The organism is Lactobacillus sp. ESL0259 (genome assembly GCF_003693045.1).
GTDB lineage: Bacteria > Bacillota > Bacilli > Lactobacillales > Lactobacillaceae > Lactobacillus > Lactobacillus melliventris.
In genome coordinates, this window is the sequence record NZ_REHP01000006.1 from 25,625 (window position 1) to 39,822 (window position 14,198).

At 37.0% G+C, this 14,198-nt stretch carries 12 protein-coding genes; 11 read left to right on the plus strand and 1 reads right to left on the minus strand.

The genetic code is table 11. The features are described 5' to 3' along the window. The first annotated feature begins 2 nt into the window (after nucleotides 1-2). From F5ESL0259_RS03965 to F5ESL0259_RS03990, 6 genes are all read left to right on the plus strand, one after another. The gene (locus F5ESL0259_RS03965) at nucleotides 3-1,922 is read left to right on the plus strand and encodes an acyltransferase family protein (protein WP_122037554.1); all 1,920 of its coding nucleotides are present in this window, start codon (nucleotides 3-5) and stop codon (nucleotides 1,920-1,922) included. Between the two features lie 11 nt (nucleotides 1,923-1,933). Then, entirely contained in the window at nucleotides 1,934-2,875 is a 942-nt protein-coding gene (gene rnz, locus F5ESL0259_RS03970; RefSeq protein WP_046324784.1) for a ribonuclease Z, read from the plus strand. Further along, nucleotides 2,868-3,662: an SDR family oxidoreductase gene (locus tag F5ESL0259_RS03975; RefSeq protein ID WP_122037555.1), complete on the plus strand. Its 795-nt coding sequence runs from the start codon at nucleotides 2,868-2,870 to the stop codon at nucleotides 3,660-3,662. The genes rnz and F5ESL0259_RS03975 overlap by 8 nt, the downstream gene beginning before the upstream one ends. A gap of 8 nt (nucleotides 3,663-3,670) precedes the next feature. Next, nucleotides 3,671-3,892 carry a lipopolysaccharide assembly protein LapA domain-containing protein gene (locus tag F5ESL0259_RS03980; protein WP_046324786.1) on the plus strand — a complete coding sequence of 74 codons (222 nt, stop codon included), beginning with the start codon at nucleotides 3,671-3,673 and terminating at the stop codon, nucleotides 3,890-3,892. Nucleotides 3,893-4,001: 109 nt separating this feature from the next. Then, complete coding sequence (gene rpmF, locus F5ESL0259_RS03985) at nucleotides 4,002-4,193, plus strand: 50S ribosomal protein L32 (RefSeq protein WP_034979275.1); 192 nt, start codon at nucleotides 4,002-4,004, stop codon at nucleotides 4,191-4,193. Between the two features lie 91 nt (nucleotides 4,194-4,284). Continuing rightward, entirely contained in the window at nucleotides 4,285-5,832 is a 1,548-nt protein-coding gene (locus F5ESL0259_RS03990; RefSeq protein WP_122037556.1) for a bifunctional UDP-sugar hydrolase/5'-nucleotidase, read from the plus strand. 36 nt (nucleotides 5,833-5,868) lie between these two features. On the opposite strand, the gene F5ESL0259_RS03995 is transcribed toward F5ESL0259_RS03990, so the two are convergent. Further along, entirely contained in the window at nucleotides 5,869-6,075 is a 207-nt protein-coding gene (locus F5ESL0259_RS03995; protein WP_046324788.1) for a YjzD family protein, read from the minus strand. A 107-nt stretch (nucleotides 6,076-6,182) separates the two neighbouring features. On the opposite strand from F5ESL0259_RS03995, the gene F5ESL0259_RS04000 reads away from it, so the two are divergent. The 5 genes from F5ESL0259_RS04000 (at nucleotide 6,183) to xerD (ending at nucleotide 14,198) form a co-directional block, all read left to right on the plus strand. Beyond that, a complete protein-coding gene (locus F5ESL0259_RS04000; protein ID WP_122037557.1) occupies nucleotides 6,183-9,323 on the plus strand; it encodes a DNA polymerase III subunit alpha in 3,141 nt (1,046 codons plus the stop codon). A 163-nt stretch (nucleotides 9,324-9,486) separates the two neighbouring features. Then, a complete protein-coding gene (pfkA, locus tag F5ESL0259_RS04005; protein ID WP_110446052.1) occupies nucleotides 9,487-10,446 on the plus strand; it encodes a 6-phosphofructokinase in 960 nt (319 codons plus the stop codon). Nucleotides 10,447-10,475: 29 nt separating this feature from the next. Next, the gene (gene pyk, locus F5ESL0259_RS04010) at nucleotides 10,476-12,245 is read left to right on the plus strand and encodes a pyruvate kinase (RefSeq protein WP_122037558.1); all 1,770 of its coding nucleotides are present in this window, start codon (nucleotides 10,476-10,478) and stop codon (nucleotides 12,243-12,245) included. 173 nt (nucleotides 12,246-12,418) lie between these two features. Continuing rightward, a complete protein-coding gene (locus F5ESL0259_RS04015; protein WP_122037559.1) occupies nucleotides 12,419-13,306 on the plus strand; it encodes a S1 RNA-binding domain-containing protein in 888 nt (295 codons plus the stop codon). After that, on the plus strand, nucleotides 13,299-14,198 hold the full coding sequence (xerD, locus tag F5ESL0259_RS04020; protein ID WP_122037560.1) for a site-specific tyrosine recombinase XerD: 900 nt from the start codon (nucleotides 13,299-13,301) through the stop codon (nucleotides 14,196-14,198). Before F5ESL0259_RS04015 ends, xerD begins: the two co-directional genes overlap by 8 nt.

Below are 14,198 nucleotides of genomic sequence, written 5' to 3' on the forward strand. Positions count from 1 at the left end.
ATATGGCAAAAAATCGATACATTACAGGATATTCTGGACTTAGGGCTTTAGCGGTAATCGGTGTTATACTTTATCACCTCGACCCTAATACTTTTGCAGGCGGCTATCTTGGTGTACCGATTTTTTTCGTACTATCAGGATATTTAGTTACCTGTCAGATGCTTAGGTCATATGAGGAAAGTGGCTTTTACGATACTAAAAAGTTTTACTTGAGCAGATTAAAAAAGATTTATCCGCCATTAATTGCGGTATTATGGCTATCTGCGGCATATATAATTCTGTTTCAACGCAATTTATTGGCCAAGTTAAGTCAAATAGTCGTGACTAATTTACTCAATGTTTATAATTTTTGGCAGATTTTAAACGGACAAAGTTATTTTGAACGTTTTGCAGCTAATGAATCACCTTTTGTTCATTTATGGACAATGTCCATTAACGGTCAGTTTTACATATTATGGCCGCTAGTTATTTTTTTATTAGTGAAGTACGGTAAAAAGAGAAAAAACATTTTTAAAATTATTTTGTTTTTCACTTTACTTTCTGCAGTTGAAATGACGGTATTGTACAACTCTGGCGCCGACATCAATCGCATATATTATGGCACCGACACTAGATTTTTTTCTTTGGGCTTAGGGGCGGCTTTAGCAGTTATTTGGCCAATGGACAAGTTAAAAACTACTATAAAGCATAATGATTCAATTATTTTGGATATCATTGGTATGATTTGTCTCGTTGGTATAATCGCTTTGCTGTTTAATCCGTTAATGGCTGCTGAAAAGCCCTTTACATATTGCGGGGGAATGCTTTTGTTTACGCTGCTCGTAACTGTACTTGTTGGTATAATTGCTCATCCGGCAAGTCGCTGGAACAGGTGGTTAACTAATCCAATTTTTAACTGGGTTGGATCTCGAAGCTATGAAATTTATCTTTACCAATTTCCCGTAATGATATTCTTTGAAGATAAAGTTTTTGACATGGCCGATCATGTGCAACTTTACCATCTAATTGAGCTTGTTCTAATCATTTTTTTAAGTGAAGCTGCGTACAGGCTGGTAGAAAAGCCTTGTGGAAAAATCTCAGGGCAAAAAGTTAAAAAATACTGGCAACAAATTTGGGATAAAAACACTAAAAATTATCTAATGAAGGCAAAAGCGGTACTGGCAGGTTTAATTTTTCTTACAGGGAGTACTGCAATTTTGATTTCACCAGCAGTTAAAGCGCAAAACTTTAATCAAAGTCAATTAGCGCGCAGAATTAGAGCTAATCGCAAACAACAAAAAAGAGATAATAATGAGTTAATAGCACAATATAAAAAAATTAGGCCTAAAGAGCAAAAAAAAGCTAAACTATTAAAAGAAGCTGAGCGAGCTGCAAAAAAGCATCCCGTTAATAAGTCTTTTACAAAATTTGGTATTTCACAAACGGAGTTACAGTTGGCACGAAAGGTAGAATTAACTGCAATTGGTGATTCTGTCATGGCGGGTTCGAGTGCAGACTTAAATCGTCTGCTGCCTAAAGCCGTGATTGATGCCGCAATTTCCCGGCAGCTGAATGTTTCCTTTGGCTTATTAAAACAATACCAAAATAAAAAAGTTTTAAGTAAAAATGTCTTAATCGGCTTAGGAACTAATGGCCCTTTCAAAATGTCCGATATAGATGATTTGATGAAACAACTAGGAAATAAACGACAAGTATTTTGGATTAATACCTATGTGCCGGCTAAACCCTGGCAAAATAAGGTTAACGGCTTATTAGCCAAAGCTGCCAAAAAATATCATAATTTTGTAGTAATTGATTGGCACGCTGATGCAGAAAAGCATCCTGACTGGTTTTATGAAGATAGAACACACCCTACGCCATTAGGATCGAAGCATTATAGCGTCTTAATTGTTAAAAAAATAGTTGAAAAAGCTAAGTATTAGATAGGAATAAGATGGAGTTACAATTTTTAGGAACTGGAGCAGGACAACCTTCAAAGAAACGTAATGTATCAAGTATTGCGCTAAAAATGCTTGATGAGATCAATGAAATTTGGTTATTTGATGTGGGAGAAGCAACACAACACCAAATTTTACGAACCAATATTAGGTTGCGTAAAGTCACCAAAATATTTATTTCCCACAATCATGGTGATCATATTTTTGGGCTACCGGGATTACTGGCAACGAGATCTTTTCAAGGTGACGTGGGACCAATTACCATTTATGGTCCTGCTGGCTTAGAACAATTTGTACGGACAGCTTTAAAAATTTCTCGTACAAAAATTAGTTATCCAATCAAATTTGTCGTTTTGGACGAAGGTGGGTTAATCTATCAAGGAAAAGGTTTTAGAGTTTATACAGAAAAATTAGCCCACCGAATACCTAGTTTTGGCTATCGTGTAGTTGAAGATGATAAACCGGGAGAACTTTTAATGGATAAATTAGCGCAATATAATGTACCTAATGGTCCGTTACTTGGTAAACTTAAAAATGGGGAAGAAATAACTCTAGAAAATGGTACTATATTAGATGGTAAGAACTTTTTGGGACCTGATAAAAAGGGCAGAATAGTTACTATTATCTATGATACGCGCTCAACTCCTGCAATAGCCCAGTTGGCACAGAATGCGGATGTTTTGGTACATGAATCAACTTTTGCGGGTAATGAAACTAATTTAGCTCATTCGTACTATCATTCTACAGCCGTTGAAGCAGCAAAGATTGCACGTGATAATAATGTTAAATATTTATATTTAAATCATATTTCTGCCAGGTATTTGGGTGCTAAGGCCAAAAAATTGGAAAATCAGGCACAAAAAGTTTTTTCAAACACTAAATTGGCTAACGATTTTGATCGGATTGTAATTCCTATGAAAGGGGAAAAAAATGAGTGATTCTCTTAGAAATAAAGTAGTGGTAATTACTGGCGCTTCCAGTGGAATAGGTCACTCTATTGCGCTCGAAAGTGCTGGTAGAGGCGCAACGGTTATTCTGATTGCCAAAAATAAAGCTAAACTGGAAAAAGTGGCTTCTGAAGCCCATGAATTGTCGGGAGCTGCTTCTTATACAATAGTAACGGATATGAGTCAAAGTGATCAAATTGATACTGCTTTTACTGAAATTATTAAATTAACTAAGCATATTGATTATTTAGTCAATTGTGCTGGCTTTGGCAAATTTGAAAACTTTGTGGAATCAGATCGTCGCGAAGTTACTGCGATGTTTCAAGTTAACGTTTTAGGATTAATGTATTTTAGTCGTTTAGTGGGCCGCCTAATGATGGAACAAAAAGCTGGTCAAATCATTAATATTGGTTCGATTGCCGGCAAAATTCCTACTGTGAAATCAGCAGCCTACAGCGCGTCAAAAGCGGCAGTTATTCAGTTCTCCAATGTATTGCGGTTGGAGCTAAAACCATTTGGTGTTAAGGTGATGACGGTTAATCCTGGTCCTGTTTACACGAATTTTTTCAATATTGCAGACACCAGCGGCCATTATGCCGACAACGTGCAAAAATTTATGCTGGATCCCGATGATGTTGCCTGGCAAGTAGTTCATTTCTTCGGCAGTAATAAACGGGAACTGAATTTACCTGTCAGTCTGGCTGTTTTGGCGAAATTATATAACTTGTTTCCCAAGATTGGTGACAAGCTGTCCCTTAAGTTTGCTTCCAGAAAGTAGTGCGGATTATGAAAAGTAAAACTAGTCAAATTAAACTTATTTTTACCTTAATTTTAACGTTATTGGCAGTGGTATTCGTTGTTTTGAATACTAATAATGTGGCTATTAATTTTGGCTTGTTCAAACTGAAATTACCTTTGATCATTATTTTAGTATTAATGATTATAATCGGAGTTTTGATTGGTTATTTTTGGGGCTCCTATGGTCATAATCAAGACAAGAATAACTAATATAGCTTGATTTATTTGGGATACAATAGTATCATTAACAAGCGTGAAGTATTTTGGGCGACTAAAAGCAGCCTAAAATCGTAATTCTACAAAAAAGGAGATCAGTTAAATGGCAGTTCCTAAAAGACATACTTCTAAGCAAAAGAAACGTTCACGTCGTGGTCATATTAAGCTAACTGTGCCAGCAATGCACTATGATGCAACTACTGGTGAATATCGCTTAAGCCACCGCGTTTCACCTAAAGGATATTACAAGGGTCGTCAAGTTGTTAGTCAAACTAACTCAAATGACAATCAATAATTAAGAGGCACCAAGAAGCGGTGTCTTTTTTTATGCAAAAAGATACTGATTTTTATTTGCTTAGTTTGATTAGAAAGATTAAAAAGACGAAATGAAATTAGTAATTTTACATTCTAGCGATATTCATGGTTTTATTATGCCTACTGACTATCAAAACCAGAATGATTATTCGGCTCCTTTCGGACTTAGCCGGCTAAAAAGCGCAATAGAAGAGCAAAAAAGAAAATATGGACCTGAAAACGTGATAGTTACGGATGCAGGTGACAGCCTGCAGGGTTCGCCTTTAGCAGCCTATGTTCACGAAAGCAAAAATAACTCTGCATTAAAAAAGTTTGCTGAGTGCTATAACCAAATTAACTATGATGCGCGCTGTTTGGGTAATCATGATTTTAATTTTGGCTTGGATTATTTAAAACAGTATCTCTCATATAGCAAAGCGCCCTTTGTAAACAGTAATATTTTAGCTGAAAAAACTGGTCGACCGGCTTTTGGTCAAGATTATATCATTATAAATAAAAATGGCATAAAGGTGGGAATTATCGGAATTGCTACGCAGAGAATACCTTTTTGGGAACCAGCAGAACATGTTGCAAACTTGGAATTTAGGTCTGCTTTTGCACAGGTTAAGCATTTAATACCTTTTTTAAGGCCAAAAGTTAATGTTTTAGCTGTCCTTTATCATGGCGGCTTCGAGGCTGATATTGAATCAGGAACTCATACCGAACCAGCTACAGGAGAAAATGAGGGCTATCGTCTTTTACAAGAAATTCCCGCCATAGATCTATTGTTAACTGGACATCAGCATCGCAAACTGAGTGCAGTAATAAATAAAACGGCGCTTGTCCAGCCGGGTTATCGTGGAGAAGCTCTGGGCAAGATAGTGCTGGAGATTGACAAGCAAAGTAAGAAGATTAAATCAATGTCAGCTGAATTAATTGATGTAAGTGCTTATAAGCCCGCTGCCGCAATTAATTCAGTCAGCTTAGCTTTAGACAAAAAGACGCAAAAATGGCTTGATCAGCCAATCGCTCATTTAGATAATCCTGCACCTGTAGCAAATGCTAATCAGGCAAGAATTGAGGGTTCACCTTTTATCAATTTGCTGCAAAATATGCAGCTTTATTTTACCCATGCTGATATTTCAGCAACTGCATTAATGAGCGAAACTACCAAGGGCTTTGGCAAAAATGTTTCAATGCGCGATATTTTGTTAAATTATCCCTTTGCTAATCAGTTATGTGTTGTTAAAGTAACCGGTAAGGAATTACGCCATATTGTTGAATACTCACTTAAATTTTTAACTAAAGACCAAAAAGGCAATGTTAGCTTTGCTCCTCAATATCGCAGTCAACTTTTTAATTTTGATTTGTTTTACCCGCTTGTTTATGAAGCTGATATCAAAAAACCAGAAGGTGAACGTTTGACAAAGTTGGAATTACACGGACAAGCAATTTTAGTCCCCAAGACATATCGCTTGGCTGTTAACAACTATCGTGCTATGGGTGGGGGTTTTTATCCTGAATACAGTATTAATAAGATTGAAAAAATTTGGGATAAAGATTATATAGAAATGTTTCAAGAATACTTAACTAAAGGTCAAATTAAAAGCGAAGTAACACATAACTATCATTTTAAGTAAGAAAAAAGTCATCAACGGTAAGCTGATGACTTTTGTTTACTTAAGTTTAGAATATTTGCTCTTGTCTTTATGAGAATGTGCTGTAATTGTAGGAATAATTGCTGCAAATAGCAAGCCGAAGATTAAACCTACAATAGCAGCCTCGCCAAAATTAAAAACATGTTGGGTTAACGGAGCGGCAATAAAGCCTACAATTAGCATGTAAACGACGCTCCAGCAAATAGTTACAATATATCGACCCATAGCGTTTCCTTCTTTCATACCCTTGAATTCTAACAAATATTATGCAGGTTTTCAATCCAAAAGATAGCTTTTTGGTATACTAAATTATATGGAGGGTGACCCGAAAAATGAAATATGCTGCATTACAGAATCTTAGTTCTTTCACACTTTTAGAAAGTCCAGTAAAAATTTATGATTTGGTTACTACTGCCAAAAAATTAGGCTATGAAGCTGTTGGATTGACCGACGTGAATGTCACGTACGGTCTGGTTAACTTTTTTGAGGTAGCCCAAAAAGTTGGTATTAAACCTCTTTTAGGGATGCAATTAAGATTAAACGGCTTAATTGACAGTGCTCACCAATATGATCTGATAGCACTGGCAAAATCTGATGAGGGTTACCGTAATATTTTGCGTTTATCAAGTAGAATTAACCTTTTGACGGATAATGGCAATAAGCAAAAAATCTTAACTTTAGCAGATTTGACTAAGGATTTGCATGAACTGATTTTGATAGAACCGGCAAATTCTCACAGTGAGTTGTTGAACTTGCAGGTACAAAATGACAAATTAGGGACAGATTTTTTGCGACAATTAATCAGTTTAGTACCTAAGTCAAGTTCTCTTTATATTGGTGTCTATGGCAATGAAAAGCAAAAAAAATACATTCAATATGTTAAAACTTTGTCAAAGCAATTTGAAGTACCATTAGTTAGCGTTGAAGATACTTGTTACTTAAAACCGCGTGACCAGTTTTTACGCAAAACTTTGCAGGCCATTAAAAAAGGAGAGGTGTTACAAGATACTGCTGAACTGGCAAAGCAGTCAGGTTCACATTATTTACCAGCCGTTCAGGAATTAAGTAAGCGCTACCATGAACTAGACTTGGATGAAGCATTAAGTAATACCGGAAAGATAGCATCCTTATGTAATGCTAAAGTTATTTTTCAAACGCCTGTCTTACCGAAATATAAGCAAAAAAAATTTACGAGCTCAAAGGATTACCTAAGGTATTTGGCCGAGAACGGCTTAAAGAGTCGTTTTAAGCAGCGCCAAGTTCCTGCAAGTTATCAAAAGCAGCTCAATTATGAGTTGCAGGTGATCGATCAAATGGGCTTTAACGACTATTTTTTGATTGTTTGGGACGTAGTAAACTATTGTCATCGAACTGATATTGTGATGGGTCCTGGCCGGGGATCGGCATGTGGATCTTTAGTTTCATATGCACTTAACATCACAGAGGTTGATCCACTTGAATATCATTTACTTTTTGAGCGTTTTCTTAATCCAGCTCGCCACGAAATGCCTGATATTGATTTAGATATTCCTGACAATCGCCGTGACGATGTCATTAAGTACATGTTTACCAAATATGGTATGGATCACGCGGCACAAATTCTTACTTTTGGTACATTAGCGGCCAAACAGGTTTTGCGTGATACCGGACGAGTTTTTGGCTTGCAGGAAATGCAATTGAGTGAATGGTCAAAAAGCGTGCCTTTTGCAAAGGGTAAAATTAGTCTGGCTCAAGCCTATAAGGAATCTAAAAAAATGCAAATGCTGGTAAATGCTAGTGATAGCAATAAACTGCTTTTTGAAACTGCCAGTGGCTTAGAAGGGTTACCGCGACACTACTCAATTCATGCTGCTGGTTTAGTTGTCAGTGATAATTCTATTGCAGCCATTTCTGGCTTACAGGCGGGTCAACTGGGGATACCGCTAACGCAGCAAACTAAAAAATACGTGGAAGCTCTGGGTTTGTTAAAGATTGACTTTTTAGGGTTAAGAAATTTGACTATCCTTGGAGATACAGCAAAAATGATTCGTGATCAAGGTAAAAAAATCGCTTTTAATCAGATTCCTTTGGACGATCCGCCAACTTTAAATATTTTTCAAAAAGGCGAAACAGAACTAGTTTTTCAATTTGAATCTGCTGGGATTCGTAATGTGCTTCGGGAACTGCACCCAGATAATTTTGAAGATCTGGTAGCAGTCAATGCACTTTATCGTCCAGGTCCAATGCAGAATATTAACACTTTTATTGCTCGCAAAAAGGGTAAACAAAAAGTCACATATCCTGATCCCAGTTTAAAGACAATCCTGGCTCCAACATATGGAATTTTAGTCTACCAGGAACAGGTTATGCAGACTGCTCAGGTTTTAGCAGGCTTTTCTTTAGGCGAAGCTGATATTTTACGCAGGGCAATGTCAAAGAAGGACCAAAAAGTTATTGAACAGGAAAAAGCTAAATTTATCTCTGGTGCTGTAAAAAAGGGTCATAGCACTCAAGTTGCCACTCGGGTATATGACTATATTGAACAATTTGCTAATTATGGCTTTAACCGCTCGCACGCTGTGGCATATACTATGATCGCTTTTTGGCTAGCTTATTTACAGGTTCATTATCCCGCTGAGTTTTATGCGGCTATGCTTAATTCCAATATCGGTAATCAAAATAAAGCAAGTGAATATATAATGCGAGCACAAGAAGATGGCGTTAAAATTTTGCCACCTGATATTAATAAAAGCTCTTTATGGTATCAGGTAATTGATGGTCAGATTTTAGTTGGTCTCAGAGCGATTAAGGGTGTCAGAATTGACTTTCTTAAAGAAATAATTGCTAAACGCAAGACAAAACCATTTACATCTTTAGCAGGCTTTTTACGACAAATTGATACTAAATTTATTAAAGCCAATAGTATTACAAATGTCATTGAAACTCTTATTAAAGCGGGCTGTTTTGATCGGATAAACAAAAATCGTAACGAATTATTGCAAAACTGCCCTGAAACTATTGAAAATGTGAAATTGACAGGAGAAAATTTAGCTTTATCGGAAGGGCTGGGAGGCATACCCGTCAAAGATGCCCCTGAACCAAGTAAACAGGAAAAAGCAGTCATGGAGGTAGAGTCCTTGGGCTTTTCCACGTTAACATCACCTTTAATAACGGTAGAAAAATACGCGCAAAAGTTTAATGCAAAAGCACTAAGTGAATTTCAAATTCATGAAAGTGGCATAGCCGTAGGAAAATTAATGTCATTAAAGTTAGTCAGAACTAAAAAGGGGCAAACCATGGCTTTTGGTAATTTTGCCGATACGACTAGTAAGCAGGATATTGTAATTTTTCCTGGTGTTTATGATAAAATTCAATCGAATTTAAAGGAGGGTAATATTTATTTATTAGGCATTAGAGTTCAGAACAATCGTTTCGATTCGAGTAAAAAACAATATATTTTAACAAATTTAAAGGTTGTTAATTTACAAGAGTAGGGTTTTTGGTTAAGCGGTAACAAATAAGTATTGTTACCGCTAACATCAAAAAAGACCGTCAAATCAAGAATTTTAATCCTTTTTTGTGAGATTTTTTCGTGAAAGAATGTTAAAATTTAGTGGATGTGAGAAATTACACAATAAATCTTGATGAGGTGAATTCATGAAGCGAATTGGAATTTTAACGAGCGGTGGCGACGCTCCTGGCATGAATGCGGCTGTTAGGGCAGTAACTAAAACCGCTATTCATCATGGACTTGGTGTTGTTGGTATTCGTTATGGTTTTGCCGGGCTTGTAGCTGGTGACTTTGTAACCTTAACTGCTGAAAATATTGATCACATGATTAATGCAGGTGGTACTTTTCTCTACAGTGCCCGTTACCCGGAATTTGCACAAAAAGAAGTGCAAGAAAAGGGAGTAGAGCAATTAAAAAAGCATGACATCGATACTGTAATTGTTATTGGTGGTGATGGTTCATATCATGGTGCGCTGGCATTAACCCGTTTGGGAATTAATTCTATTGGGTTACCGGGTACCATCGATAATGATATTCCATACACTGAATATACAATTGGTCTTGATACCGCCTGCAATACAGCCATGCAAGCCATCGACAGAATTCGTGATACTGCCAGCAGTCATCACCGTGTTTTTGTTGTGAATGTGATGGGACGTGATTGTGGTGACATTGCTATGCGCGTTGGTTTAGCCAGTGGCGCCGATGCTATCGTCGTTCCAGAACGGCAATTTGATATTAAAGAAATTGCGGAGAGATTAAAACGTGGTTTCAAAGACGGCAAAGACAATGGTATTATCATTTTAGCTGAAGGTGTCATGAATGCTGCTGATTTTAGAACTGAGCTTTTAAAATACGGCGATTTCGATTGCAGAGCCAATATTATTGGTCATATGCAGCGTGGCGGATCACCTACAGTTTTGGATAGAATAAATGCTACAAAGATGGGCAATTATGCGGTTAAGTTACTTCTTGATGGTAAAGGCGGTTTAGCTGTCGGCATGGAGAATGGCCAACTGGAAACCCACGATATTCTGGATTTATTTGATGAAAAACATGCCAGCGAAGAGTCGTTAATTGATATTAATGAAGAAATGACTAAATAATTAGTCGATTTTGGGGAGATTTTTAAATAATGAAGAAAACTAAAATTGTTAGTACCTTAGGGCCAGCTTCAAATGATATTGAAACTATTACAGCTTTGGCTAAGTCAGGCGTAAATGTATTCCGTTTCAACTTTTCACATGGTGATCATGCTGAGCATCTGTCACGGATGAAAATGGTTCGTCAAGTCGAAAAAGAAACTGGCTTAGTACTTGGTATCGCATTAGACACCAAAGGTGCTGAGATTAGAACCACTGATCAAGAAGGTGGCAAGTTTACCATTAATACTGGAGACCAAATTCGTGTATCAATGGACGATTCCAAACCGGGTAACAAGGACATGATCCATGTTACTTACGAAGGTCTTTATGGTGATACCCACGTTGGTGGTCATGTTTTAATTGATGATGGTTTAGTTGACTTATTAATTAAAGAAAAAGACGAAGAAAAGAAAGAGCTAGTTTGTGAAGCTCAAAACACTGGTGTTATAGGTTCCAAAAAGGGTGTTAATGCACCTGGAGTTGAAATTCGCCTGCCAGGAATTACCGCAAAAGATGCTGATGACATCAAATTTGGTTTAGCTCATGGCATTAACTTTATTTTTGCTTCGTTTGCACGTAAGGCACAGGATATCCTTGATATCCGTAAGTTGTGTGAAGATGCAGGTTGTGATTATGTTAAGATTTATCCTAAGATTGAATCACAAGAAGGTATCGATAATGCAGATGAAATCTTGCAAGTTTCAGATGGTTTAATGGTTGCTCGTGGTGACATGGGGGTTGAAATTCCATTTATTGATGTGCCATTTGTTCAAAAAGATTTAATCAAGAGAGCAAACGCACTTGGCAAGCCAGTTATTACTGCTACCCAAATGCTTGACTCAATGCAAGAAAATCCTCGTCCAACTCGTGCTGAAGTTTCAGACGTAGCTAACGCTGTACTTGACGGTACCGATGCAACTATGCTTTCTGGTGAATCCGCCAACGGTTTGTACCCAGTTAAGGCTGTTTCTGCAATGGCTGAAATTGATGAAAGAACTGAACAAGAACTTCTTAAGCGTAATACATTGGCTCTGCAAAGATTTGAAGAATACAAGGGTTCAAACGTTACTGAAGCTATTGGTGAATCTGTTGTGCGGACTGCCCAAGAATTAGGTGTTAAAACCATTATTACTGCAACTAATTCAGGCTATACTGCCAGAATGATTTCTAAATATCGTCCAAACGCCAATATCTTGGCCTTAACTTTTGACGAAAAGATTCAACACTCACTTGGCATTTCTTGGGGTGTTCAACCTTTACTTACTGACAAACCAGCTTCGACTGATGATATGTTTGAAGTAGCAGCTAATGTTGCCAAGGAACAAGGCTATGTTAAAGATGGTGATTTAGTAATCATTGTTGCTGGTGTTCCTGTTGGTGATTCAGGTACAACCAACTTAATGAAATTACAAATCATTGGTAGCAAATTAGCTCAAGGTCTAGGTGTTGGTAACGGCTCAGTTGTTGGCAAGACAGTTGTGGTTAATAGTGCTGAAGAAGCTATCAGCAAGGTTAAAGAAGGCGACATCATGGTTGCCAGAACTACTGATCCTGATTACATGCCAGCTATTAAGAAGGCTTCAGGTTTAGTTGTTGAAGCTTCTGGATTGACTTCACACGCTGCAGTTGTCGGGTTATCATTAGGAATTCCAGTTGTTGTTGGTGTTACTGGTGCTACTGAAAAGATTGGCAGTGGTATTACTATTACTGTTGATGCTCGTCGTGGTGCTATTTACCAAGGTGAAGTTTCAAATCTTTAATTAAAGTAAAATGTGAAAATAGCCAGTAATCAGTACTGGCTATTTTTGTTTGCCTTTGATCGTGGTAAATTAAATGAAAATCATTAGTTAATTTGGTTTGACTGATATCAATTTAATCCGCTAAAATGATATACTTATTATCAGATCCAATATCTAGACTTAGGAGAATAATCATGCTCGGCACTATTGCAACTGGAAAAATAATAGATCAAAATGAAAATTCTTTTTTTGTTCAAGTCGAAGGTTTGACTTACGAATTAAAAAGAAAGGAAATTACTCAAGAAGAAAAGCCAAAACTGGGGGATCAAATCAAAGGATTTCTGTATGATAATAAACAGCATAATCGGGAAATGACCCAGTTTCTACCCTTTGCTCAAGAAGATCAGTATGCTTGGAGCAAAGTGACTGAAGTCAAGTATAACTTAGGTGTTTTTGTAGATATTGGTTTGCCAGATAAAGATATAGTGATTTCCTTGGATGATCTCCCTTATGACAAAGAACGCTGGCCTGAAGTTGGTGATCAACTGCTAGTTCATCTTGAAACTGATGAAAAAGATCGTATTTGGGCAAAAATGGCTGATGAAAATATTTTTGAACAACTTGCAGCTCATTTTCCAGACGGTATGAATAATAAAGATGTTTTTGGGACTGTTTATTCAGCCCGTGAAGTAGGAGCATTTGTAATTACTAAAGAATATTATTTGGGTTTTGTTCATCCGTCACAAATGGCTCGGCCACTACGTTTAGGTGAACAGTTTAAGGGTAGAGTAGTTGGTGTCAGTCAGTATGGTCGCCTAAATTTGAGCAGTCTGCCGCGATCATTTGAAGAAATAGATGATGATGCGCAGATGATTTTGATGAGTTTGCGCAGAAAAAAAGATAAAACATTACCTTTTTATGATAAATCTGATGCAGAGGATATAAAAAGCTATTTTGGCATCTCAAAATCTGCTTTTAAACGAGCATTAGGTCACTTGTTGAAGGGAAAATACATAGTGGAAAATAAAACTACTGGAACAATTTCATTAGTTAACGACCCCGAAGAAGACAAAAATGAATAATTTAACAGAACAAGTTGAGGACTATTTAAGATATAGTCAAATTGAGCGAGGACTAAGTGCTAATACAATTACTGCTTACAAGCAGGATTTAAGCTCTTTCATTAATTTTTTGCAAAAGGAAAATTTAAGTTCTTGGCCAACTAAAGCAATTGATATTGATGCTTTTTTGGCCGAGCAACGCGATCAAAAGAAAGCAACAAGTTCTATTAGTCGTTTAATTTCAAGTCTGCGGAAATTTTACCAGTGGCTGGTAAGACAAAATATTCAAAAATTGAATCCTATGCTTGAAATAGACTCACCCAAAAAACGTCGACCTTTACCAGTTGCTTTAACCACAGTTGAAGTTACTGACTTACTTAAGCAACCTGATATAAAAAAGAAACTGGGTTTACGAGACCGTGCTTTACTTGAAACGTTGTACGCAACGGGCATAAGGGTGAGCGAATTAATAAACCTTAAATTTACCGACTTGCATGAAGAATTGAAATTAGTCAAAGTTTTTGGTAAAGGGTCAAAAGAACGGTTGATTCCTATTAGTAAAGTTGCTTTGTCCTGGATTGATAGTTATAAAGAAAAAGTACGTGATCCCTTGATATTGAAAGTGGGAAAAAACACGGATTTTATTTTTCTGAACAGTCGCGGCGGTTCTCTAACTCGACAAGCTGTGTGGCAAATTATCAAGCATTACTGCAAGTTGGCTGGTATTCAGAAAAACGTTACCCCTCACACTTTAAGACACACCTTCGCTACTCACCTACTTGAAAATGGGGCTGATTTGCGTGTGGTTCAAGAAATTTTAGGACACTCGGATATTAGTACTACACAAATTTATACCAATTTGTCTCAGAAACATATCATACAAGTATACGAGAAAACTCATCCCCGAATTTAA